Here is a 23,537-nt window from a genome sequence, read left to right on the forward strand (position 1 = left end):
ATGCTCTTCGCCTTAGCGTTCTTGAGCAAAGGCATGCGGAATCTTGGTAAAGAGGACGAATCATCGCGCGTGATGTGCAGCCGGTGAAGCTTGCTCTATACGGGTAATGGTTCACGAAAACGCCACAACTCATAAAGGCTGAAGGCCGACAGCGCGGAATGCGTAGAGGCTTGCAATGAAGGTCCCTGCACCAAACAGTGCTCGTATTGTGAACCAACATTGCCCACCGTCGCATGAACGTTGCGAGGGGGCCGGCTAATGTCACTCTCTAACAAGAGTGCGATGGTGCATGCCTGCACCAATTTTCGTGCATGCGTCGCCAAGACCTCTTGGTGGGCTTTACCTACCATCAACCACATCCATTCACATAGCCAGAGGCGCTTCCTCTCAGGCTATGTCCTCAACCAATACTGGATGACATCAATAGAAGGTGGTTTATGGTGAATTTTTACAACGATGCTTTTTTTGACGGGCTGAGCAGCTCTGCTGAGGCGCTGGCGGATGCCAATACGCTGCCACCACTTTGCTATACGGACGCGGAATTCTATGAGTTCGAGAAGGAAGCCCTATTCAATCACGAGTGGCTGTGCCTGGGGCGCGAGGACTGGGTGCCCAACGCGGGGGACTACTTCACCACCAAGATCATTGGTGAGCCGTTGATCGTGGCGCGTAACCGCGCCGGCGAGATTAAGGCCATGTCCGCGGTATGCCAGCACCGCGCCATGCTCGTGGCCGAGGGTTCGGGCAACACGCGTGCCTTTCTGTGTCCCTACCACCATTGGGCCTATAGCCTTGATGGCGAGCTGATCGGCGCGCCGGAGATGGACAGGACTGCCAACTTTAATAAGAAGGACTTTTGTCTGCCGACGTTGAAGGTTGAAATCTGGCAAGGCTTCGTATTCGTTAACTTTGATCAAGAGGCGCCGCCGCTCGCCCCGCGCCTGAGGGCCATCGACAAAGTACTGGAGAACTACGAGCTGTCTGCGGCGCAAGGCCCAAGGCCTATGCCGGCCCCGCGCTACGCGTGGAACTGGAAGGTGATGATGGAGAACAACAATGACGGCTATCACGCCAACCGCCTTCACCATGGCCCTCTACACGATTTTGCCCCCAGCGCGCTGGCGAAGTTCCCGACGGACCTGCCTGCGGATACGGCCGGGTACTACCGCACTAACGGAACGTTGCACGCAGACGCAAGCTTTAACCCTACGCAGAAAGCCGTGTTGCCCGTGTTTCCCAAGCTCACCACCGAAGAGCGTAACCGGTTTCTGTTCGTCAATGTGCCGCCATCGTTGTCGCTAGTGCTCACCAGTGACATGGTGATGTACCTGATCTTGCGTGCTGATGGCCCTGAACACCATTTCAATGACACAGGCATTCTGTGCGCTCCAGGAGCCATGAAGGATCCGGCTTTCCAGTACAAGCTGGATATGGTGATCAACGCCACCAACGACATCGTTGCGCAGGATCTGCATGTGGACGAACTGGTGCAGGAAGGCCTGCGCTCGCGCTACGCGGTGCGCGGGCGCTATTCGTGGCAGGAGCAGGCCCAGAGCGACTTCAACCAGTGGGCGGTCAAGCGCTATCAGGATACGTGGTCACGCATCGGCTCTTCGCGCAAGACGATTCCGATTCAAGTTGCAAAGGTGGCTTGAGTGTCGGCTTTACTTGTTGCGCAAGGAGAGCGGTGATGATGCAGAGAATGCCGGTGTTGTTCATCGGCCACGGCAATCCCATGAATGCGCTGGATGACAACGTCTTTACGCGAAGCTGGGCAACGCTCGTGGACGAAGTCCCCATTCCGAGGGCGATCCTGGTGATTTCTGGACATTGGCTGACGCGCGGGGTGGCGGTCACAGCAATGGAGCAGCCACGGACAATCCACGATTTCGGCGCCTTTCCACGCGCACTGTTTGAGGTCCAGTATCCGGCGCCAGGCAGCCCTGAAATTGCCCGTGAGATTGCACAAGCCTTAGCGCCAGCGTCCGTGAAGATGGACCTGACCTGGGGGCTGGACCATGGTGCCTGGTCAGTGCTGGTGCATGCCTATCCCAACGCACAGATTCCAGTACTGCAGCTCAGCATCGATGTGACACAGCCGCTTGCCTATCACTACGAGATGGGGCAAAGACTGCGCGCATTGCGTGACTGTGGAATTCTGATCATTGGCTCAGGCAACGTCGTGCACAACCTCGGTGCAATGGATTGGTCGCGGCCCGAGCGCGTCTTTGACTGGGCTGAACGTTTCCAGTCGCTGGTGCGGCAGTCGATCGAAGACGGGGCCGAACAACGCAAGCTGGTTGACTTTCCCAAGCTTGGGCTGGATGCACAGCGGTCTATTCCCAGCGCCGATCACTACCTGCCGTTGCTGTATGTGTTGGGCAGCCGAGATGCCAGTGATACGGTAGCGTTCTCAACCCCGGTCTGCATCCACGGATCGCTGAGTATGCTAAGTTTCTCATTCACGCCGACCAAGCAAAGGGCGGTGGCAGAATCTGACGCCATAATGGCCTGAAGCGCCATAACGACCGTGATGATGCAGCCTGGATGAACTTCCTGCCAGGCACGCTGTGTCTGGCAGGAGTTTTGTGTCCCAGTGCGGTGATGTCTACGCCGCTTGCGGGAATACCGCCTGGCGGCAGGCGCGCGGCGATTCGTTGTACTGGATGCGGAATGAGCGGCTGAAGTGCGCCGCGTCATTGAAGCCCCAGCGAAAGCAGATGTCGGAGATGGACAGATGTCTGTGCTCCTTACTGAGCAGTTCACTGCGGCAGTGTTCCAGTCGGCGTTCACGCACGTACTGGCTGAAGCTGGTGCCCGCCATTTCGAAGAGCTTCTGAATGTATCGCGGTGACACGCCCTCCTGTTGCGCGATGGTGCCAAGGTTCAGATTAGGCTCCTTGAGCTGGTTCTCTATGGAATCACAAATCTGCTGGTAGTGCATCAGCTTGCCGCTGCTGCCAAACGCCTCGATCATGGTGTGCGGCGCGATGCTCGAGACAAGAAACTCCAGCACCGTGACCTCGATGGGCCGCATGGAGTGCGCCGTGATGCCTTCGAGATTTTTCGACACGCAGGTCAGAAAGCGAGCGAACACGTCGTTGAGCGCCTCGCTGGCCGACAGGTGACCAACCCCCAGCAGGGTAGGGTTGAGCAGCCGGTGGTGCAGCAAAGTGCGTGGCACCTTGATGTACAGCATCTCGAAGTCAGAGTCGATGGAGAGGCTGGCATCCGTTCCGGTAGACCCGAACATGATGTCGCCCCGGTGGATCCGAATAGTGCGGCCCTTGTGCCGCAAGGCCACGGAATCGGCATCGACAATGCTGATCCACAGCGAATATGGCTGCGGCGAGAGCTTGCCGGCCATGGTCTGGGGCGATGCGTGGATGCGGGTGAACTCCAGTCCCTGCGGCGATGTTACCGTGATCAGGTCGGCTGTAACGCCACGTGCCTGCGTGTCACGGGCCTGGGCGGGAGGCAGGTGGACGCGGTGCAGGGTTTCGTTCCACTTCTCTGCGCAGTTGATTGCGCCAAATTGGGTGGTGGATACTTTCCAAACGTGGGGATCTTGCATCGTGACTCCTCTCGCCCCAGGGGCATCGAGTGGTAATTTTTATAAGTAGCATCCACGCAATAATCGGGCCAGTTCGAACGCATCGGCGCGGGCAAAAAGAAACCTCGCTACCGGACTAGGTGCGAGGTGTTCGTGGCCCCCGTCAAGGGGATTTCCTGGCGTTCAGGCAAATACTTTGAAACGCGCGTCACGCGGCATGACGGCCTTGTCGCCAAATGGTGCAGCGTTGGCACCAAAAGGCATCTGCGCCCGCAGCGTCCACTCCGCGGGAATGCCCCATTCCGCAGCGATGACTGCATCGATAAGCGGGTTGTAGTGCTGTAAGCTCGCGCCGATGCCGGCTTCGGCCAGGGCCGTCCAAACCGCCAGTTGTGCCATGCCGCTGGACTGCTCGGACCAGACTGGGAAGTTGTCGGCATAGGCCGCAAACTGCTCTTGCAAACCAGCGATCACGCCCTGGTCCTCGAAGAACAGAATGGTCCCTGCGCCTGCGGCAAAGCCGTCTAGCTTCGCTTGCGTGTCGGCAAATTCATCGGCAGGGATCAGTGGCCGTAGTGCATCCTTGGCAAAAGTCCACACCTTGTCACTGGCACCGCCAAAGAGAATGACAACGCGTGAGCTTTGAGAATTGAAGGCCGACGGAGCAGCCTCGACGGCTTGCTGGATCAGCTCGGTGGTGGCTTCCCGGCTGATCGGTAATGTCTTGTCAAGCGCGTACTGGGTACGGCGCTGTCTGAGCAGGTCGATGGTGGTTGACATGGAGTGGGTTCCTTTCAGGTAATGAACTTACAGTTTTGGAAAAATGTTGCGCGGGATGCGCAGATGTGCGCCTTGGCGTGAATCGACGACCTGCGTAATGCCCAGATCGCCGGCTACGCTCAGGAGGGAGTACGCATCATTGCGACTCAGGCGCAATTGCTCGGTCAGCAGCTTGATGGCGTCGACACTGGCGTTGCGCACGGCCTGGTTCATGTCTTCGTCGAAGCCATGCACGATCCAGAATTCCGGTGTTTCGAGCAATGGCGACGGGAAGTGGAAGTCCTTGCGCAGGATGATTTGCATCGTCACGTTCAGCGACGATTCGATGGCCGTTCCACTGACTTCGCCGTCGCCCTGAGAAACGTGCGGGTCGCCGATGGAAAACAGGGCGCCCTCAACGGCCACGGGGTAGTACATCGTCGCACCCGCGCCGATGCGCCAGTTGTCGATGTTGCCACCGTGCAGGCCGGGGGGAATGGTGCTGGTGCGGCCATTGACAGCCGGTGCCACGCCAGCGGTGCCAAGATGGGGGCGTACCGGCACGCGCACGCCGTTCAGGGCAGTCTGGCGGTCACACTCCGGGCAGCGGGTGATGCGGCCGGGCGTCATGTACTTTTCCTTGACGTCGTAGGCATATATCGCGCTGGCATTGTTGGAGTTGGGATCGAGCTCATAGATGGTGATGCGCTCGGTCTCGTCAAATTCCTGGTAAAGATGGCCCCAGTTGGCCGCCAGGTTGGAGCCATAGTGGTTGCGCGGCGTCATGGAGAGATAGCGCACCTCCAGCATGTCGCCTGGTTTGGCATCCTGGATGAAGATCGGTCCCGTCATGATGTGCACACCGGGGTTGCGGTCTTCCTCCGGGATCTCCTTGAAAACGCGCCAGCTGCGCGCATCAAGCATCAAGTCTGGGTCGTCGCCAGCGTGATGGGTCAGGGCTTCGGCGTATACCAAGTCCCCACTCTGAATGGTGAGCACTGGCGCCTGCGCCGGGTCGAAGTATCCCCAATGCACCGTCTCCGGCGTGGCATAGAGCTGATGGTAGGCGTTCGGTACCGGATGGTTGCGGGTTTCAGGGGCGGAGGGATTGAGGGCCATGTGGAGAGCCTTTTGCGTCGAGTTGCCCGTGCGGGCGGAAAGAAAACCTGGCGTGTTGGCGGTATCGCTGTGGTGCGTTGGTGCTTACAAGTCCAGCACCAGCAGTGGGCTGTGAGCGCGTGAGCAGCAGGGCGTGAATTCGGTCTGCCCGGCCTGCTCTTCAGGGCTGTAGAAAAGATCGCGGTGATCGGCCTCGCCGGAGAGGAGCCTGGTTCGGCAGGAGCCGCAGACGCCTGCGGCGCAGGAGATGGGGATGACCACCCCTGAGCGTGCCAGCGCGTCGGCCACCGTTTCTTCAGCACCCACGGTAATGCGCTGTCCGGTGGACGCGATCTCGACCTGGAACTCCGCGTCGCCAGCCTGGGGCTTGGGCAGTTCTGCACTGAAGCGCTCGAAGTGAATGGCCTCCTCCGGCCAGCCCAGGGCGAATGCAGCGTCCTGCACCGCGTCAAGCAGTCGGCCAGACCCGCACAGAAACACCTCCGTGCGCGCGTCATACATGCCCAGTGACTCGGCCAGGTCGGCGCGGCGCCCGCCAGCGTCCCGCGTGCAGTAGAGGTGGATGCTGGCCAGATCAGGGCGCAGTGCCGCCATGGCTTTGAGTTCGCTGACAAATGCCATGTCGCGGGCATGGCGGCCGCTGTAGTGCAGCGTGAACGGGAGCCCGGCATCGAACCGCGCGTACGCCATGGCCAGGATGGGCGTGATGCCAATGCCACCTGCGATCAACAGCGCGTGCTCCGTGCGCATCAGCGAACTGGCGGCGAACACATTGTTGGGCCCACGCACCCATAAGGCTTCGCCGCGTTGCACGCGCTCGAACACCTCGATGGAACCACCGCGACCATGCGCCTCACGCTGGACGGCCAGGCGAAAGCATCGACCCGGTCGGTTGCACAGCGAGTATTGCCTGGGCCCGGCCTCCAGCAGGAGTTCCAGGTGCGCGCCGGGCGCATAGGTCTGTCCGGCTGCAGCGCCGTCCAGTTCGAAGACGATTGTTACGTCGCCCACCAGTTCCCAGTGCGTGACCCGGCAGGCGAAGGCATCGCGGGGCAATTGCATGGGTGTATAGCCAGGCGTACTGGCTACCGGCATGTTTGCTCGCACTGTTGCGGGCTCGGCCATGGCAGTAAACATAAGGATGGGCCCTCACGGTTGATGGTTGCGGTGCACGTGAAAGCAATGCGCACCCTAGTTCCCAGTCAGTGTAGGCACGGGGTTTGCACGCGTCTTGCTCCCATGCGTATCAGCACTTGTCCATGGGATGGCTGCTGCTGCAATTTTTCGTTCGCGCTGCAACAAGACCGCCTGGCACGTTGAGATGACACTTGCAAGTAACGAGGTGGCGTGTGGCCGACCTTGCAACGACCTGATGGAAACAGGAGAAAACTCATGCAAGCCGTAATCGATTTGGAGCCCGTACGCACTGCCGCGGCATGGCGCGGTGATGTGCTGGTGCAGCAATCCGACTGGATCTATATGCTCAGCGATGCACAGGTGCAGGAGCTGGAATCGCTGGGCGAGCGGTTTGTGGAGGACGATCCTGATCTGCGCTTCGTAAGCCCGCAGGACTACCCATTGGTAGTGTGCCGGGACGCAGTAACGGAGTGGCTTGAGGATCTGAATACAGGGCGTGGCTTTCGCCTTGTGCGAGGCCTGAAGACGCACCTTTATTCGGATGCATTGTCGGCCGCCATTTACTACATCCTTGGTGTGCACATGGGCGAGCCGATGCGGCAGAACGAAAAGGGCGATCTGATCGGCCACGTGTATGCCACCTCGGACAAGAAACTCGAAGATCCGGGGGCGCTGTCCGCCAAGATCCGCGACAAGTTGCCGTTCCATTCGGACAGCTCCGACGTGGTGGCGTTGATGTGCCTGCGGCCAGCCAGGGAGGGTGGTGCGTCGCGGCTGGTCTCCGGTGCGCAGATCTACAACGAGATCCTCGAGCGCCGTCCGGACCTGGCACCGTTGCTGCTTGAGCCGTTCCACTGGGACTGGCGCCGCCAAGATCACGAGGCACCCGCCAACACCTATGTGTCGCCGGTGGTGAGCATGGTTGATGACGTCTTCAGCATCTATGCCGGCTCTGCCTACGTATTTACGGCCCAGGAGTATCCGGAGGTGCCGCGTCTGACGCCTGAGCAGATCGAGGTGCTCAAGCTGTTCGATGACATTACCTATGAAGAGGGTATGGCTATCGACATGGATTTCCGTCCTGGCGACATCCAGTGGCTCTCGAACTATGCCGCGCTGCACTCGCGCACGGTGTTTTTCGACCATCCGGAGCCGCAGCGCCGTCGCCACCTGATGCGCCTGTGGTTGCATACCCGCGAGCCGCGCAAGCTGGTCAAGCCATTCGGACGTTCGGTCGTGCAGGGCCGGCAGGCGCACCGTGACGCCAGCGCCAGCGATGACCAAGGGCGCTTTCACATCGTTGAGGCAGCCGTGCCGCGCCTGGCCGACGAGTAAACGCAACGCGTATCGCGCCGGTTCGGTCTGAACGGCGCTGTCATGCGGCCGCATGCTGGGCGGCCCACTCTTTCCCCACGTTCCTAGCGCTGCTTATCTGGCAGGTGCAATGGATTTCCTTGTCCCTTCAATTCTGAAATGGCCCACGACAATGTCTAGATATCCTTTGCTTGCGACACTCACGGCGGCATCCTGCCTGAGTTCCCTGGCCCATGCGCAATCGTCCGTCACGGTCTACGGTGTGGCTGACGTGGGCATGACCTACATCAGCAATGAGGGCGGGAGCAGTACGACGGCGCTCAAGGATGGCGTGTTGTTCGGCAACCGCCTTGGCTTCAGGGGCCAGGAGGATCTGGGCGGGGGCTACGCTGCGCACTTCACCCTGGAGCAGGGCTTGAACCTCGGCACGGGCCAGTTCGGGCAGGGGGGGCGCGCCTTTGGCCGGCAATCCTTCGTCGGTCTGAAAACCCCTTATGGCAACTTCAGCGCCGGGCGCCAATACGACGCGATCAAGGACTACCTCAATCCGCTGAATATCGGAGGCTGGGCCACCACCTACGCAGGCCACCATGGCGATTTCGACCGCATCAGCGGGGGCCGCGTGGATGGCTCGGTGCGTTACGCCTCGCCCGATCTCGGTGGTTTGACCTTCACGGCCCTGTATGCCGCCAAAACGTCCAACAGCTTGCAAACCGTGAGCGCGGGTGCGGGATACAAGACCGACAAGCTGAGCCTGGGAGCGGCGTACTTTCGCCAGAAAGGGGGCACGGTCTACCCCGATCTGCAAATGGGCTTCAGCGACTTCCTCGGCGTGGCCATGTCTGGTACCGGCACGCCGGTCACGCTGGATACGCAGGAGACGATAGGTCTGGGTGGTTCCTACGATTTTGGCGCTTTCAACATCGTCGCAAACGCAACGACCACCAAGATGGAACTGGGCACCAACAGTGAGCGGCAGAAGGTGTTCGAAGTAGGCAGCAAGATCAAGGCGTCGGACAAGGTCACCGCATTTGTCGCATGGCAGCATTCGCGTATGGCAGGCGCCAAATGGAACCAGCCCACGATGGGCGCGTGGTATAGCCTGTCGCGCAGAAGCTGGTTCTATACCGCCGTTTCCTACATGAAGGCGTCCAGCGGCATCCAGGCCAACCAGGGTGCCGGTTTTTACTTCGGCAATTCCAGTAACAGCGAGCAAACCTCGGTGCGTCTGGGTATGGTGCACATGTTCTGAAGGAGTATGGCTATATGCGACGCAGAGATTTTGTAAGGATTGCTCCCGCTGGCGCTCTTGCTGGCCTGCTTGCCCAGGCGGGCGTGCGGGTGGTGCAGGCGCAGGGCATGCAGGCGTTGACCATTGCGTTTCCCCACGATGTTCCCACCTGGGATCCCATCGCGTTTGTGCGCCCCCACGTCACCTCGCTGTTCAAGTGTGTGTTCGACCAGCCGCTGGAGTACAACGCCGATTCGGTGCTGAGCCCCGGTGTCATCACGGCGTATCGCTGGACCGACGACAGTGGATTGATACTGGAGCTGGACTTCCGCGATGATGTCTACTTTCACAATGGTGACAAGTTCACTTCGGAGGACTTCAAGTTCACCTTCCTGGACCGACCAAGAGCCGACAAGAGCCTCCAGCTGGGCTATGTCTGGGGTGTCATCACGGATATCGAGACGCCAACGCCTACCAAGGCCATCGTGCACTTCTCCGCACCGATGGTCACGGCGCCGCAATACCTTGGCTTTGCGGGCTCATTCCTGGTACCCAAGAAGTATTTTGAGGAGGTGGGCAAGGAAGCGTTCATTGCCAGGCCGGTGGGTACCGGCCCCTATCGCCTGATCGCGTACGAGGCGGACAGCCGCATGGTGCTGGAGGCCTTCGAGGGCTACTGGGGTGGTGTGCCGTCGTACAAGCGCGTCATCATACAGATCGTGAAGGATTCCACCGCCCGCGTGTCTGCCGTGCAAGCCGGTCAGGTCGATTTGACCTACGGTGTGCCGATGCGCGAAGCAGTGCGTCTGGGCGGGTTGCCCAATCTCACGGCCGAACTGAGCGCCACAGTTGATACCTATATCGTCCACATGGCCAACCATGGTGTGCTGCAAGACAGAAATGTGCGCCTTGCCATGCACCACGCGATTGACAAGCAGGCCTTGAGCAAGGCGTTGTTCAACAACGTCGCCAAGCCCGTGCATGCGCCGTCGCCGCCGGGAACACCCTCTTACGACGACACCTTCACGTTTGCCTACGACCCGGCCAGGGCCGCTGAATTGCTGCAGGCTTCGGGCTACAGCACCGAGAAGCCAGTGGCCTTCACCTTCTATACCACCAACGGCGCGCAACCTTCGGACTTCGACCTCGCGCGAGCGCTGGTGCAGATGTGGAAGCGGGTAGGCATTGAGGCCAACCTGGAGGTGATCGACGGCCCGCAATTCCAGATGCGTGCGGCGGCCGGCGAAATGGATGGCCCCATGCTATGGTGCTGGACCAACTCCAGCGCCGATCCGGAGCTGTATTCCGGTTCGTATCTCAATCCGAGCACCATCTTCTCGGTCTGGCGCAGCAACGATATCAAGGAGAAGCTCGATCCCTTGCTGGTGGAGGTGGATTACGAAAAGCGTATTGCCCAGTACAAGGACTTCGAGGCCTGGGTGGTGGGGGAGGGGTACTCGCTGCCGCTGCTGCAAGGCGTCGCCACCGTGGTGCGTTCCAACGCGGTTCGCGGTTATGTCCCGTTTAGCAATGGCTGGGTGCTGCCGGCGTACTGGAAGGCATGAACAACGGACTCGTGTATCCATTTTTTAGCTCTTCAGTTCTTGACCGCGCCATTTGGCGCGGTTTTCTTTTCGAGATGCCAAAAAAAACTGCCCGGAAGGGCAGCGGAAATACCTCGAGGTCCATGCATCAAAATAAGGGGTCGTGCGCGGCGCGTGCGCTGATGCCTGATCGCCACGCCCGCTCTCTGCATCCTGTTCAGAGTTCGTTTCTTTACGCGACCGGGCGTTCTCCCTTGATGGTCACGCGGTAGCCGGAGCGAACATGGGGAAAGTAATCCCACACCGCATGGTGCTGGGCGTAGCGGTTGTCCCAGAAGGCGATGGAGTGAGGCTGCCAGCGAAAGCGCACCTGGAACTCCGGGTCCTGGCAGTGCTCGGCCAGGAAGTTCAATATGCCCTTGGACTCGCAGCGCGGCAGGCCGACGATTTCGGTGGTGTATTGCGCGTCGGCGAACAAGGCTTTGCGTCCGGTCACGGGGTTGCGCCGCACAATGGGGTGCGCATGGGAGGGGAAGCGCCTGGTCACGTCCGTGGTGTACTTGCGGTAGACGTGTTCGCCATCGTGTATGGCATACAGGCCATCAAGGTACTGTTTCATCTTGTCGGTCAGTGCCTCATAGGCGGCGTACATGCTGGCAAACAGTGTGTCCCCGCCGAACCTCGGTACGGTATGCAGGTACAGGATGCTGCCCATGGGCGGCTCCTCGTTGCAGCTGAGGTCGGAGTGCCACGATTCCCCGGCAATGCCGGTGGAATGCTCGTCCGCGTGGATTTGCACGACGTATGGCTGGTTTTCCACCCCGCCGACGCCGCCGGAATGGGTAATCAGCTCACCGAAGTAGCGGCCAAAGCGCTGGTGGCTTTCGAAGTCGAGCGGCTGGTCACGGAAGAAGATCACCAGGTGGTCCTGAATGGCCTGCTGCAGCTCGCGCACCTGCAGCGCGCTCAATGGCATTGTCAGATCCACTCCGGAAATCTCTGCGCCCAGGTGCGGGCCATAGGGCTCGACTTGAATGCTTTGGTAGTGGTATGGCGTTGTCATGGGGATGTGAATGCTTTGGTAGTGGTATGGCGTTGTCATGGGGATGCGTGCTGTGTTGATTGGAAAGGTCGGAACGTCGCGGGGATCGTCAGGCGGCTTCTTCCTGCGGCCATGGCATGGCGGTATCGGCTGGCGGAACCGCCCGGATCAGACTGCGGGTGTAGGGGTGCTGCGGGTGGGCCAGCACCTGCTCGGTCGGGCCTTGCTCCACCACCTGGCCGCGGTGCATGACCAGCATGCGTGAGCACAGGTAGCGCACCACGGCCAGATCGTGCGAGATCAGCAACAGCGAGATCTTGTGCTCCTTGCGCAGCGCGAGCAGCAGGTTGAGGATTTGCGCCTGCACAGAAACGTCGAGCCCTGAGACGATTTCATCGGCAACCAACAGCTGTGGCAGCTCACACAAGGCGCGGCCGATGTTGACGCGCTGACGTTGCCCTCCGGACATTTGCGGCGGGTAGGCATCGAGCATGTCGGCGGCCAGGCCAACATCGGCGGCCAGTTGCCGAGCCCGCGCTTCAATAGCGCTGTGCAGGTTGGGGTGTACCTCCATGGACTGGGTGAGCAGGCTGCGCACCTTGCGTCGCGGGTTGAGCGCCGAGCGCGAATCCTGAAAGATCATCTGAATCGACTCAATGCGGCGGCGCTGTTGCTCGGCATCCATCGTCAGCGGCTGGCCATTGAGGAAGATCTGGCCGCCACTGGGGCTCTCCAGGCCCATGATGAGTTTGGCCAGCGTGGACTTGCCACTGCCGCTTTCCCCGACGATTCCGATGAACTCGCCTGGTGCGATGTCCAGGGAGACATTGCTGACGGCGTGGGTGCCTGCGCTCCCGCGCGTCTTGCCAGGGTATGTCTTCTCGAGGTGCCGTATCTGCAGGAACGGCGTGGGTGATGGCGCCAGCGCGCCCGTGGCCGCCACTTGCGTGGGCTCGCCTTCCTCGCCGGGACTGTTGATGGGGTAGGGCGCTGCATGGCCGTGTACGCAGCGCACCATGTGCTGGCCGCCCTGCGCGCCACTGGTCACCATCGCCGGCACGGCCTGTGCACAGCGGGCGTCCGAGACGGCGCAGCGCGGTGCAAAACGGCAGCCTTGCAAATGCGGGAACTCGGACAGCCCGGGCATGCTGCCAGGCAGGGAAAACAGACGCCGCCGGGGGCCGCTGAGTTCGGGGTTGGCGCGCTGCAGCGCTAGGGTGTAGGGATGCAGTGCCCGCTTGAAGATGGCTTTGGCGGGGCCGGTCTCCATGGTCTCGCCGGCGTAGAGCACGACCAGGTCCCTGGCCACATGGGCGGCAAGGCCCAGGTCATGCGTGACGAAGATCACGCCCGTGCCCCGGCGCGCCTGCAGCTTGCGAATCAGCGTAATGATGTGCGCCTGCGTGCTCGCATCCAGTGCCGTGGTGGCTTCGTCCGAGATGACCAGATCGGGATTGCTGGCAAATGCCATGGCGATCATCACACGCTGACACTGCCCGCCGGAGATCTGGAAGGCGTAGCGGTTCAGCATGGCTTCCGGCTGCGGCAATCTGACTTCGTCCAGCATTTCGATGGCGCGCGTGCGCGCCTCCTGCGTGCCCATGCCGAGACGCTGCAGGTGTTCCATGAATTGCTGCCCGATGGTCAGCACCGGATTGAGAGCCGTCATGGGCTCCTGCGGTATGAAGGCAATGCGCCGGCCCAGCAGACGCCGGTGATCCTGGCTGCTGATGCGCAGCAGATCCTGATCGCCGAAGTGGATGCTGCCTTCAGTCACCTCGAAACCACTCGGAAGCTGGCGTGCGATCACCTTGCCGATCATGCTTTTGCCTGCGCCCGACTCACCCACCAGCGCCAGCGTGGTGCCGCGACGCACATTGAAGGAGATCTTGCGCAGTACTTCCATACCGGCGGAAGGTTGTCCCTGATGGGTGTCGCGGTTGCGCGCGATCAGGGTGACACCTTCCACTGCCAGCACGACCGGCTCCGTGGCGGGCTGGCTGGCGGTGTGCTGGCCGGTCCACGCCGGAGACAACGCCGGCGGCAGGGGCTGCTCCGGCAAGGGGCGAACGGGTATGCGAGTTTGGGGAACGGCTGACATGGTTAACCTCTGACTCTCTCAAGCAGGCGGGGATCGAGCTTCTTGCGCAAGCCGTCGCCCAGCAGGGTGCAGGCCAGGACGGTCACGATCATGCAGACCACGGGGGCGATCAGCCCATAGGGTGCGCTGAAAACGCTTTTGAGCCCGTCGCTGATCATCATTCCCCAGGTGGGTGTGGACGGCGCCATCGAGACACCGACGAACGAGAGCACCGCTTCGGCGATGATGGCGATACCCATTTCTATGCTCAGCAATGCCAGCAGTGTTGGCATCAGGCCGGGCATGATGTCCTTGCGAATGACCTGCAACGGCGTCGCTCCGGTCAGCCGGGCTGCGGCGATGTAGTCGCGCCGGCGCAGTACCAGGACTTCGCTGCGCAGTACGCGGCAAAAGCGGGTCCAGTCCACTGCGACGATGGCGATGATCACATTGGTCAGTCCGGGCGAAAGCGCCACCATGAACACCATCGCCAGCACCACGGCGGGAAAGGACATCCAAACGTCCACCATGCGCATGATCAGCCAGTCGACCTTGCCGCCCCAGTAGCCGGCCATGATGGCCAGGGGCACTCCCACCAGCGCGGCCCCCAGCGGGGCGAGCACGGCGACTAGGGCGACCACGCGGGTGGAATAGATCAGGCGCGACAGAATGCATTGCCCCAGCGAATCAGTGCCGAGCGGAAACGCACGCAGGCCGTCGGCTGCCCACATTGGCGGCAACAATGTGTTGAGCAAGTCCTGCTCATTGGGGTCGTGCGGGGCAAGCCAAGGGGCAAAGATGGCGGTGAGAAACAGCAGCGCCAGACCAGCAGTGCCGAGCATGACGCGGGTATCCGAGAACACGCGTAGCCAGGCAGCAGCCTTGCTCATGCGCGGCCGAGGCCGCGGGGCGGTGGAGGAGGCCGGGGGGTGAGGATAGGTCGTGGTGTTCATCGCAGACGCAGCCTTGGATTGAGCATGTACAAAGCGATATCGGAGAGGGTGTTCATGGCCTGCACCGCCACGGCGTACGTCAGCGCAAGGCCCTGGATCATGAACATGTCGGCGACGGCCAGCGACTGCAGCATCAGGCCGCCTATGCCAGGAAAGCCAAATATGGTTTCGATGAGGACGGTGCCACCCATCAAGGTGCCGGCCTGCAGGCCCAGCAGGGCCACGGTGGGCAGCGCTGCGTTCTTGAGCGCATGGCGCACCAGAATGCGGTTCTCGTCCAGGCCACGTAGCCGGGCTGCGGCCACGTAGTCCTCGGCATACGCGTCGATCAGGCTCGAGTGCATGATGCGCATCAACGGCGGCGCAATGCTGAGCGACAGCGCGATCACCGGCATGGCCATGTGCTTGAGTGCGGAGCCGAACGCGCTCAGGTCGCCTGCCAGCAGCGTGTCGATCAACAGGAATCCAGTTTGGCGAGGAACCGAATGGTTGGCATCGATCGGTCCCAGAAAAGGCAGCCATTGCAAGCCAATACCCAGCGATAGGATGAGCAGGATGGCCCAGAGAAACTCGGGAATCGAGATGGCTATGCTGTTGGCAACCTGAACGCCGCGCTCAATGGGCGTCTGGCGAAAGCGAAAGGCAATCAGGCCGCCCGCCACGCCGAGCAAGGCGCCGAACAGCAGGCTCAGGACCACCAGTTGCAGTGTTGTCGGCAAGGCCTGCAGAATCAGGCCGACGACGGGTTGGCCAGAGTTGATGGCATTGCCCAGATCACCTTGCACGGCGTTGCCGAGCCAGATACCGAACTGCACCAGCAGCGGTTTGTCCAGCCCTAGGTCCTGCGTGAGCGCGATGCGATCCTGCTCGCTGGCACCGGGTGGAAGCATCATGGCGACCGGGTCGGATGGCAGCATGCGCAGCACTACGAATACCACCAGCGCAATGAACAGCAGCAGGCCAATGCGCCAAAGGCTTTTGACGGCTCCTAGCAAGGCTCGCGCCCAGTCCAGGTGGCCTGGCATCGGTTCTGCCGCGGCCTGTGGTTGCGATGAGGGAGTGTCCATAACCAGTTTTCCGTGGGTTAGAGCGCTGCGTTCTACTGCGCGGGGTTGCGATGCATGGATACCAAGCAATCGGCGTGCCCTGTTCATCATCGTGCTCTGGCTATTGCAAGGCACGGTTTCATGGTAGTGACAGTGCCATGCAGATTCTTGCCATGTAGCGCACCGCAACTTGTCCGCAGGGGGCCCCGCGCGAAGGCACGACAAGTGCGCAGGCATGAAAAAACGCCTTGCGCAGAAGGCGTTGGGATACCGCATCATGGATAACTGGCGGGGCAGTGCCGCAGGTTCGCGGACGGCACCGGAGGGTGCAGCAGCACACGATCTGCGTCGATCCGCAACGGAGGGAGACTTACGCCTGGTTCGGGCGCCACTGGTAGGGCAGTACCCAGCCGCTGGCGTAGGGGGTGTAGCCGGGGGGGCTTGCGGTGTGCACGATGCTGACCACCCCTTGCATGAGTGGCAGGCTGTAGCCCTGCTGCACGGCCCAGATGTTGAAGGCCTTGTAGCCTTCGATGCGCTTGTCGTAGTCGGCTTCCTTGAACAGGGGATCGAGCTTTTCGGCGCAGTCCTCGCTGCGCCACACGGCAAATGGCTTGCGTGGATTGAGTGCGTAGCCCGAGGTCAGTTCAGGATCGCCCGTGGCGTTGCCACCCAGCCAGAGCATGCAGCCTTCCAGCTCACCGGCAGCGGCTTTGGCCTGGTAGACCGGCGGATCGATGACCTGCAGGTCTGCGGCAATCCCCACCTTGGACCACATCTGCGTGATCGCGCGTGCCATCTCGAAGTCGTTGGGATTGACGCCCCGTGTGGTGAAGAACTTGATGGCAATGGGTTTGTCCGGCCCGAAGCCTGATGCGGCCAGATACTCAATGGCCTTGGCAGGGTCATAAGGGAACACGAAGTCCGGATCGTAAGCAGGCGTGCCGGGTGGCGCCAGCGTGTAGGTGGCCTGTGGGATGTCGTTGAAGAATGCCTTGGTCAACGCCTTCTTGTCGATGGCGTGGTGCATGGCCAGACGCAGGTTCTTGTCCGAGAACGGCTCACGGTTGACCAGACTGATGAGATAGTTGTCGATGGTCGGGGTGATGGCCGTTCTCAATCGTGGGTTGCGGCCCAGACGTTCGGCCTCGCGCAGCGGCAAGTTGGTCGCGAGGTTGACCTGTCCCGCCTCCAGCGCCGAGACACGGGCGGTGGGATCCTTGACGATCAACACCACGACGCGTTTGATCTGCGCGGCACCGCCAAAGTAGTCTTCGAATGCTTCGAACACCAGACGGCTGTCGCGCTGGTACTCCACCAGTCTGTAGGGGCCGGCCCCCACGGGCTTGCGTACGAACTCGTCCAGCCCTACCTTCTGGAAGTAAGCCTTTGGAACCACGAAGGCGCCGGTGAACCCTAGGAATTCCGGTGCGGTCACCATGGGGCTGTTGAAGCGCATGACGGCCTGCGTGGGCGAGACGATCTCGATGTCATCGAGCGTGTTCCAGATGAAGCGCAGCTGTACGTCGGGTTCGCTCCTTGGACGCTCGAAGAAGGAGAACCTGAAGTCTTCGGCGGTGAACCTGTCGCCGTTGTGGAACAGTACATCGTCACGGAAATGCAGCCCCAAGGTGGTGCCGGTATCGTCCAGCCACTCCCACTTGCTGATCAGACTCGGCTGCAGCTTGCTGTCCTTGTCATATTCGAGCGGTTGGGCGAACACGGCCTTGAGCAATTCGATCTGGTTGGGGCGCACGCGCGCATTGGGATCCCAGGTCACGACATCGTTGGGCAGTGCGAGGGTGAGCGTATCGCCACCGGCCTGCTGGGCAACGGCGCGCTGAACGACTGGGTTGCCCATCAATAGCGCCATCACCCCGGCGGGAGCGAGTTGGTTGAAAGCTCGGCGTTTCATCGGATTCCTTACATCGGTGGAGGGTAGATAAGCGGAGCGGTGTAGCGGCCCTGCACGACTTCGATCGTCCGCAAGGCGTACACCTGTTTTCAGCTTAAGAATTTTTCGGTGCCGCGTTTGGTATGGCGCTGCCCGGATACTTGTCTATCGGCGAATCGCGCTGCGACGGTTGTAGTGCCGATGAAAGCCGTGCCAGCCCCATTGTGTGCGGCGGGCGAACGGGTTCTGGCCTGCGTGTGCACGGCACTTTTGTCTGGCCGCCTCGCAGGTGGCTTCGGTGCTATCTTGCTGCCGCGCAAAGCGCTGCAATGCTGGTGGACCCAAGCTACCTTGGTGGCCTATTCATGTTTTGCAAGCCAGAGTCTGTACGCATGGGGCCTGAAAGCCCGCCCTTGTCGATGCCTCGTCTTCCTGAAAGACCTGTGATGAATACCTACGGTTATGCCGCCTACAGCTGTGATACTTCGCTGGCACCGTTTCGCTTCAAGCGACGTGCGCTGCGCCGGGAGGATGTGGCCATGGAAGTGCTGTACTGCGGCGTGTGCCACTCCGATCTGCATACGGCGCGCAACGACTGGAAGTGGAGTGTGTATCCGGTGGTGCCCGGCCATGAAATCATCGGCCGCGTCACTGCGGTGGGTGAGGCGGTCAGTGCGTTCAAAGTGGGCGAGCTGGTGGCCGTGGGCTGCATGGTAGACAGCTGTTTGCAGTGCCGCTATTGCACCGCCGGCGAGGAGCAGATGTGCGTGGAAAAGAGTGTGGGTACCTACAACGGTGTCGATCGCATCACCGGAGAGCGCACTATGGGCGGCTACGCCAAGACCATGGTGGTGCGAGAGGAGTTCTGTCTGCACCTGCCGCCATCGCTGGACGTCACCCGTGCGGCTCCATTGCTGTGTGCCGGCATTACCACCTATTCCCCATTGCGCGCCTGGAACGTGGGCGCCGGCACCCGGTTGGCCGTGGTGGGCCTGGGTGGCCTGGGTCACATGGCGGTGAAACTGGGCGTCGCGATGGGGGCACACGTCACCGTCATCAGCCGCAGCCCCGACAAGGAGGCCGATGCGCTGGCGCTGGGCGCACACCGCGTGTTGGTTTCGGGCGATGTGGCTGCGATGGAAGGTGCGGCGGATGCGTTCGATGTCATCCTGGATACGGTGCCGGTCGCGCACAGCATGGATCCATACCTGCCCTTGCTCAAGGCCGACGGCACCCTGGTGCTGGTGGGGCAGATCGGCCCGATGCCCGGCTTCAGCTCGTTGCCGGTGCTGGGATGGCGCAGGCGCATCTCGGGCTCGCACATTGGTGGCATTCGCGAGACCCAGGAAATGCTGGACTTCTGCGCGCAGCACAATGTGCTGCCAGATGTCGAGATGATCCGGATGGACCAGATCAATGAGGCGTTCGAACGCATGGAGCGCGCCGACGTGCGCTATCGGTTCGTCATCGATATGGCTACGCTGACCGATGAGCAGGCACCTGCTGCAGCGCAGGTCCAGGAACCGGCGCGGGCGTTGCATGTGCGCTGAGCAGGCGCCAGGGCCTCGGGTGGAGCGCAGGCCATGAACCTCAAGGTGACCGACTCTCTCGTCGTTGACGCGCCTCGGCCCGCGTTTACCGTGCTGCAGGTGGTGTTGCTGGCGCTGCTGACCGCGTTGAACGCGTTCTCTATCGACATGTATTTGCCCGGGATGCCGGAGATCGCGCGCGAAATGGCGGCGTCGCCATCTGCCGTGCAGAACACCGTGGTGGTGTTTCTGATCGGCATGGGGATCGGTCAGGCGCTATACGGCCCGTTGCTGGACCGCTTCGGGCGGCGTGTTCCGCTGCTTCTGGGGGTGAGCTTGTTCGTGCTCGGCTCGTTGATGTGTGCACTCGCGCCCGACGTGCAGTGGTTGCTGGCGGCCCGGTTCGTACAGGCATTGGGCGCCGCGGCCGGCATGGTCACACCCCGTGCGGTGATTGCCGATCGCAGCGTGCTGCCGGAATCTGCGCGGGTTTTCTCGCTGCTCATGCAGGTCATGATGGTCGTGCCCATTCTTGCGCCGCTCATCGGTGGCGTGATTGTCGGACATGCGAGCTGGCGTTGGATATTTGTCGTGCTGGCCGCTACCGGAATGCTGGCGCTGGTGTGGAGCGCGATGCAACTGCCGGAGACGCTGCCCCCCGGAAAAAGGGTGAGGCACTCATGGACGCGCATTCTCGGCGTCTACGCCCGCCAATGTACCCGAGCTTCGTTCATGGTGTACACGCTGGCCAGCGGCATACTTTTTGGCTCCTTCATCGTCTTCATCAGTTCGTCGGCGTTTGTGTATACCGGCCATTTCGGCTTGACCCCCAGTGAATTCAGTTATGTCTTCGCGGCCAATGCGGCCTGCGTAATAGCTGGAGGATTCGTCTCCCGGGATCTGCTGCGCAGACAGTGGCCAGTTGCGCGTATCGCGCTGCTGGGCATCGCCGTGCACGCGCTGGCAGGGCTGGTCCTGTCCGTCCTGATACATCAGACAGATGTCACGATGGTCCTGTACGCGGGCCTGCTGGTTCTCAGCACCGGTGCCTTGGGCCTGGTGATCGGCAATCTCACGGCGCTGACCATGAGCCACGCAGGCACGCATGCAGGCACCGCCTCAGCGCTGACCGGCATGATGCAGTTCTTGCTGTCGGCAGCCATTGGCTATATCGCAAGTGCGATGGGCCCGAGTGCCGAGATGCTGCCCACCGTGATTGGCGTGGGCGGCGTCGCAGGGGGCCTGTTGACGTGGCTGGCGCGGCACCCCCTGATCGCAGCGATGGAAAAAGGTTGACTTTTCCGCCTGTGTGCTCGCGGCTGGCGTAACTTCCCTCGGGCGGCAAAAGCACTTGGTTCCCGGGCCTGTTGCCCGGGACACTGCAAGTGCCGCCGTGCGTGGCATGCGATCCGGAATGAATTGCGCGACGCCACGTGGCGCCTTTAAGCCAGCGCTTTTTCGATGATTTCGCGCACATCCTTGCTGAGTTTGTCCTGTGCGGCAACGCGTTGCAGGGCCGCCTCGGCGTGGGCCTTGTAGGGCTCGGCGAGCTTGCGCCAGGCATCAAGTGCGCGGGCCAGGCGCGCGGCGACCTGGGGATTGAGCGCATCAAGGGCCATGACCTGGTCGGCCCAGAACTGGTAGCCTGCGCCGTCTGTGCGATGGAATGCGGCCGGATTGGCGTTGGTGTAGCCGAAGATCAGGCTGCGGGCCCGGTTAGGGTTTTTCAGCGTGAAGTCAGGGTGCTGCATCAGCTGCCGCACCTTGGGCAGAATGTCGCCGTCCAAGTCGGGCGCTGTGGCTTGCAACTGGAACCATTTGTCCAGCACCAGCGCCTCGCCTTTGAACATCTGGTGAAAGCGCGCCAGCGCCTGCTCGGCCAGAGGATGCCGCGCTTGCACCAGTGCGCTCAGGGCGTTGAAGCGATCGGTCATATTGCTTGCATCCTTGCAGCGCTGGTACGCCTTGCCGGGCCAAATGGCATCGCCCGTGCGGGTGGCCTCCAGCGTGAGCATCGCCAGCGCCTTGCCGGCAAGTGCGCGTCGGCCACTGGAGAAGGCATCGGGCTGGTAGGCGCCGGTATCACTGTGCTCTTGCCAGATCAATTGCCAGATATCCTGCAATGCCTGTGCGAGTTGTGCCTGCAGATTCTGGCGGATGGCGTGGATGCGCTGTGGGTCGACGCACTCCAACTGCTCGGCCAGGTAGCTCTCGCTGGGCAGCGTCAGCACGAGGTTCTTGAAGGCGGCATCGAGCGTGGGGTCCTGCAGCACCTTGCGCAGCGCAGCAATGAAGCGCTCGGGCACAGGCGTCGCGTCGGTGGTATCGGCTTGCAGGGTCTGCAGCAGGATGCGCTGCGCCCACTGCTGGCTGGCCTCCCAGCGGTTGAAGGGGTCACTGTCGTGTTCGAGCAGCACTTCCAGCGCGGTGCCATCGAGCTGCTGGTCGAGCACCACGGGGGCGCTGAAGCCGCGCAGCAGCGAGGGCACGGGTGGCTGGGCCAGGTTGACGAAGGTGAAGGTCTGCTCGGCTTGCGTCAGCACCAGCGTGCGCTCCAGTGCTGCGGCCTCGGTTTCGCCTTGCAGTTGCAACGGCAGGGCCTGGCCGCCCGGCGCCAGCAGGCCCAGCTTGATGGGGATGACCATGGGTTGCTTGTCCGCCTGGCCGGGCGTGGGCGGAATGGTCTGTGTCAGGCGCAGCGTCCAAGTCTGGGCCGTTTCATCGTACAGACCGGTGGCTTGCACGCGCGGTGTGCCGGCCTGGCTGTACCAGCGCTTGAACTGCGGCAGCAGGCGCGCCAGCTCGCTGTCAGGATTGGCGTCGGCGATGGCCTGGGCGAAGTCATCGCAGGTCACGGCCTGGCCGTCATGGCGTTCGAAATACAGGTCCATGCCCTTGCGAAAGCCGGCCTCGCCCACCAGCGTGTGCATCATGCGCACGACTTCCGCGCCTTTTTCGTAAATCGTGACGGTGTAGAAGTTGTTGATTTCCTTGTAGCTGTCCGGGCGTACCGGGTGGGCCATGGGGCCGGCATCCTCGGCAAACTGCACGGTGCGCAGCAGCCGCACGTCCTCGATGCGCTTGACGGCGCGGGCGCTGTCGCTGCCGGCCATGTCCATCGAGAATTCCTGGTCGCGAAACACCGTCAGCCCTTCCTTGAGGGAGAGCTGGAACCAGTCGCGGCAGGTGATGCGGTTGCCCGTCCAGTTGTGGAAGTATTCGTGGCCGACCACGCTCTCGACGTTGGCAAAGTCCTGATCGGTGGCGGTAGCCTGGCTAGCCAGCACGAACTTGGTATTGAAGATGTTCAGACCCTTGTTCTCCATCGCGCCCATGTTGAAGTCGCTGGTGGCAACGATCATGAAGCGTTCGAGGTCCAGGTGCAGACCAAAGCGCGTCTCATCCCATGCGATGGCGGCGATCAGCGACTGCAGCGCGTGCTCGGTCTTTTCCAGATCTCCCGGACGCACATAGATCTGCAGCAGGTGCTCCTTGCCATCGCGCGCGATGATCTTCTGCGAGCGCGCCACCAGCTTGCCTGCCACCAGCGCAAACAGGTAGCTGGGCTTGCGAAACGGGTCGTGCCACTTGGCATAGTGGCGACCATCTTCCAGATCCCCCTGTTCGATCAGGTTGCCGTTGGAAAGCAACACCGGGTATGCGGCCTTGTCGGCACGCAACGTGACGGTGTAGACGCTCATCACGTCCGGGCGGTCAAGAAAGTAGGTGATGCGGCGAAAGCCCTCGGCTTCGCACTGCGTAAAGAAGGTGCCCTGGCTGGTGTACAGGCCGGAGAGAAGGGTGTTCTTGTCAGGCTGGCAGGTGGTGAAGATTTCCAGCTCGAAAGGCTCCTGGCCTTCCGGCAGGTTGGAGAGAACCAGCTTACCGTCTTCGAGCTTGAAGCTGGCACCCTGCCCGTTGACCAGCACGCGGGCCAGGTTCAGATCCTCGCCGTCCAGGCGCAACGGCTGCTCAGGCGCAGCCGGATTGCGACGCACACGCATGCGATTGAGCACGCGCGTCTTGGCGGGATCCAGATCAAAGGTCAGCGCGACGTCGTCGATCCAGAACGGTGGCGGGGCGTAATCTTCACGGCGCACGGTCGCATCCGCAGTTTCAGGAGCAAGCAGCGTGTTGTCGGTCATGACGGATTCAATCCTTGAGGCAGGCGTGGTCTGCCTGTGATGGTGCCGGGGCGCGCAACGGCTCCCGGCAGAAGAAATAAGGCCGCACAAGCGGCAGACGTGGGGATTATCCCAGATGGCATCGCCCGCGCAGGGGCCACAACGGTTCAGCCGGTGCCACGCTGGTAGCGTGCGTGCTCAAGGAGCGGCAA

Annotated in this window: 17 protein-coding genes; 7 read left to right on the forward strand and 10 right to left on the reverse strand. The window is 61.6% G+C overall.

Translation table 11 applies throughout. From position 1 onward, the window contains the following. The first annotated feature begins 437 nt into the window (after nt 1-437). Nucleotides 438-1,655 carry an aromatic ring-hydroxylating oxygenase subunit alpha gene (locus AAV94_RS06320; RefSeq protein WP_046741497.1) on the forward strand — a complete coding sequence of 406 codons (1,218 nt, stop codon included), beginning with the start codon at nt 438-440 and terminating at the stop codon, nt 1,653-1,655. 35 nt (nt 1,656-1,690) lie between these two features. Next, entirely contained in the window at nt 1,691-2,515 is an 825-nt protein-coding gene (ygiD, locus tag AAV94_RS06325; RefSeq protein ID WP_231731270.1) for a 4,5-DOPA-extradiol-dioxygenase, read from the forward strand. Between the two features lie 93 nt (nt 2,516-2,608). On the opposite strand, the gene AAV94_RS06330 is transcribed toward ygiD, so the two are convergent. The 4 genes from AAV94_RS06330 to AAV94_RS06345 all read right to left on the reverse strand — a co-directional run bounded on the left by AAV94_RS06330 (nt 2,609) and on the right by AAV94_RS06345 (nt 6,493). Continuing rightward, complete coding sequence (locus AAV94_RS06330; protein WP_052754941.1) at nt 2,609-3,574, reverse strand: helix-turn-helix transcriptional regulator; 966 nt, start codon at nt 3,572-3,574, stop codon at nt 2,609-2,611. 162 nt (nt 3,575-3,736) lie between these two features. Further along, nucleotides 3,737-4,333, reverse strand: coding sequence for a nitroreductase family protein (locus tag AAV94_RS06335; RefSeq protein ID WP_046741498.1), 597 nt, complete (start codon nt 4,331-4,333; stop codon nt 3,737-3,739). 27 nt (nt 4,334-4,360) lie between these two features. Then, a complete protein-coding gene (locus tag AAV94_RS06340; protein WP_046741499.1) occupies nt 4,361-5,431 on the reverse strand; it encodes an acetamidase/formamidase family protein in 1,071 nt (356 codons plus the stop codon). Nucleotides 5,432-5,515: 84 nt separating this feature from the next. Next, nucleotides 5,516-6,493, reverse strand: coding sequence for a PDR/VanB family oxidoreductase (locus AAV94_RS06345; RefSeq protein ID WP_197408022.1), 978 nt, complete (start codon nt 6,491-6,493; stop codon nt 5,516-5,518). Nucleotides 6,494-6,823: 330 nt separating this feature from the next. On the opposite strand from AAV94_RS06345, the gene AAV94_RS06350 reads away from it, so the two are divergent. The 3 genes from AAV94_RS06350 to AAV94_RS06360 all read left to right on the forward strand — a co-directional run bounded on the left by AAV94_RS06350 (nt 6,824) and on the right by AAV94_RS06360 (nt 10,678). After that, entirely contained in the window at nt 6,824-7,903 is a 1,080-nt protein-coding gene (locus AAV94_RS06350) for a TauD/TfdA family dioxygenase (RefSeq protein WP_046741500.1), read from the forward strand. 151 nt (nt 7,904-8,054) lie between these two features. Continuing rightward, nucleotides 8,055-9,134 (forward strand): porin, encoded by a 1,080-nt coding sequence (locus AAV94_RS06355; protein WP_046741501.1) that lies wholly within the window; start codon nt 8,055-8,057, stop codon nt 9,132-9,134. Nucleotides 9,135-9,148: 14 nt separating this feature from the next. Beyond that, the gene (locus AAV94_RS06360; RefSeq protein ID WP_046741502.1) at nt 9,149-10,678 is read left to right on the forward strand and encodes an ABC transporter substrate-binding protein; all 1,530 of its coding nucleotides are present in this window, start codon (nt 9,149-9,151) and stop codon (nt 10,676-10,678) included. A gap of 211 nt (nt 10,679-10,889) precedes the next feature. Here AAV94_RS06360 and AAV94_RS06365 read toward each other — a convergent pair whose 3' ends face one another. From AAV94_RS06365 to AAV94_RS06385, 5 genes are all read right to left on the reverse strand, one after another. Beyond that, on the reverse strand, nt 10,890-11,720 hold the full coding sequence (locus tag AAV94_RS06365) for a TauD/TfdA dioxygenase family protein (protein WP_046741588.1): 831 nt from the start codon (nt 11,718-11,720) through the stop codon (nt 10,890-10,892). A gap of 88 nt (nt 11,721-11,808) precedes the next feature. Then, nucleotides 11,809-13,761 carry a dipeptide ABC transporter ATP-binding protein gene (locus tag AAV94_RS06370; RefSeq protein WP_231731271.1) on the reverse strand — a complete coding sequence of 651 codons (1,953 nt, stop codon included), beginning with the start codon at nt 13,759-13,761 and terminating at the stop codon, nt 11,809-11,811. Between the two features lie 41 nt (nt 13,762-13,802). Then, nucleotides 13,803-14,732, reverse strand: a complete 930-nt coding sequence (locus AAV94_RS06375) for an ABC transporter permease (protein ID WP_231731272.1) — start codon at nt 14,730-14,732, stop codon at nt 13,803-13,805. Beyond that, the gene (locus tag AAV94_RS06380) at nt 14,729-15,799 is read right to left on the reverse strand and encodes an ABC transporter permease (RefSeq protein WP_197408023.1); all 1,071 of its coding nucleotides are present in this window, start codon (nt 15,797-15,799) and stop codon (nt 14,729-14,731) included. Before AAV94_RS06380 ends, AAV94_RS06375 begins: the two co-directional genes overlap by 4 nt. Nucleotides 15,800-16,148: 349 nt before the next feature. Beyond that, the gene (locus tag AAV94_RS06385; protein ID WP_084824787.1) at nt 16,149-17,693 is read right to left on the reverse strand and encodes an ABC transporter substrate-binding protein; all 1,545 of its coding nucleotides are present in this window, start codon (nt 17,691-17,693) and stop codon (nt 16,149-16,151) included. Nucleotides 17,694-18,115: 422 nt separating this feature from the next. Between AAV94_RS06385 and AAV94_RS06390 the strand changes: the two genes are divergently transcribed. After that, a complete protein-coding gene (locus AAV94_RS06390) occupies nt 18,116-19,222 on the forward strand; it encodes an NAD(P)-dependent alcohol dehydrogenase (RefSeq protein ID WP_197408024.1) in 1,107 nt (368 codons plus the stop codon). A 33-nt stretch (nt 19,223-19,255) separates the two neighbouring features. Then, the gene (locus AAV94_RS06395; protein ID WP_046741505.1) at nt 19,256-20,497 is read left to right on the forward strand and encodes a multidrug effflux MFS transporter; all 1,242 of its coding nucleotides are present in this window, start codon (nt 19,256-19,258) and stop codon (nt 20,495-20,497) included. A gap of 146 nt (nt 20,498-20,643) precedes the next feature. Here AAV94_RS06395 and pepN read toward each other — a convergent pair whose 3' ends face one another. Then, complete coding sequence (pepN, locus tag AAV94_RS06400; RefSeq protein ID WP_046741506.1) at nt 20,644-23,346, reverse strand: aminopeptidase N; 2,703 nt, start codon at nt 23,344-23,346, stop codon at nt 20,644-20,646. Between the last annotated feature and the right edge of the window lie 191 nt (nt 23,347-23,537).

This window comes from Lampropedia cohaerens (assembly GCF_001005215.1).
Classification (GTDB): Bacteria; Pseudomonadota; Gammaproteobacteria; order Burkholderiales; family Burkholderiaceae_C; genus Lampropedia; species Lampropedia cohaerens.

Excerpts from the sequence above, each read along its gene's own strand:
- pepN (WP_046741506.1), bottom strand. The coding sequence starts at position 23,346 with ATGACCGACAACACGCTGCTTGCTCCTGAAACTGCGGATGCGACCGTG.
- AAV94_RS06395 (WP_046741505.1), top strand. The coding sequence starts at position 19,256 with ATGAACCTCAAGGTGACCGACTCTCTCGTCGTTGACGCGCCTCGGCCC.
- AAV94_RS06385 (WP_084824787.1), bottom strand. The coding sequence starts at position 17,693 with ATGAAACGCCGAGCTTTCAACCAACTCGCTCCCGCCGGGGTGATGGCG.
- AAV94_RS06335 (WP_046741498.1), bottom strand. The coding sequence starts at position 4,333 with ATGTCAACCACCATCGACCTGCTCAGACAGCGCCGTACCCAGTACGCG.
- AAV94_RS06330 (WP_052754941.1), bottom strand. The coding sequence starts at position 3,574 with ATGCAAGATCCCCACGTTTGGAAAGTATCCACCACCCAATTTGGCGCA.
- AAV94_RS06365 (WP_046741588.1), bottom strand. The coding sequence starts at position 11,720 with ATGACAACGCCATACCACTACCAAAGCATTCAAGTCGAGCCCTATGGC.
- AAV94_RS06355 (WP_046741501.1), top strand. The coding sequence starts at position 8,055 with ATGTCTAGATATCCTTTGCTTGCGACACTCACGGCGGCATCCTGCCTG.
- AAV94_RS06380 (WP_197408023.1), bottom strand. The coding sequence starts at position 15,799 with ATGGACACTCCCTCATCGCAACCACAGGCCGCGGCAGAACCGATGCCA.
- AAV94_RS06340 (WP_046741499.1), bottom strand. The coding sequence starts at position 5,431 with ATGGCCCTCAATCCCTCCGCCCCTGAAACCCGCAACCATCCGGTACCG.
- AAV94_RS06360 (WP_046741502.1), top strand. The coding sequence starts at position 9,149 with ATGCGACGCAGAGATTTTGTAAGGATTGCTCCCGCTGGCGCTCTTGCT.
- AAV94_RS06375 (WP_231731272.1), bottom strand. The coding sequence starts at position 14,732 with ATGAACACCACGACCTATCCTCACCCCCCGGCCTCCTCCACCGCCCCG.
- ygiD (WP_231731270.1), top strand. The coding sequence starts at position 1,691 with ATGATGCAGAGAATGCCGGTGTTGTTCATCGGCCACGGCAATCCCATG.
- AAV94_RS06345 (WP_197408022.1), bottom strand. The coding sequence starts at position 6,493 with ATGCAATTGCCCCGCGATGCCTTCGCCTGCCGGGTCACGCACTGGGAA.
- AAV94_RS06320 (WP_046741497.1), top strand. The coding sequence starts at position 438 with ATGGTGAATTTTTACAACGATGCTTTTTTTGACGGGCTGAGCAGCTCT.
- AAV94_RS06350 (WP_046741500.1), top strand. The coding sequence starts at position 6,824 with ATGCAAGCCGTAATCGATTTGGAGCCCGTACGCACTGCCGCGGCATGG.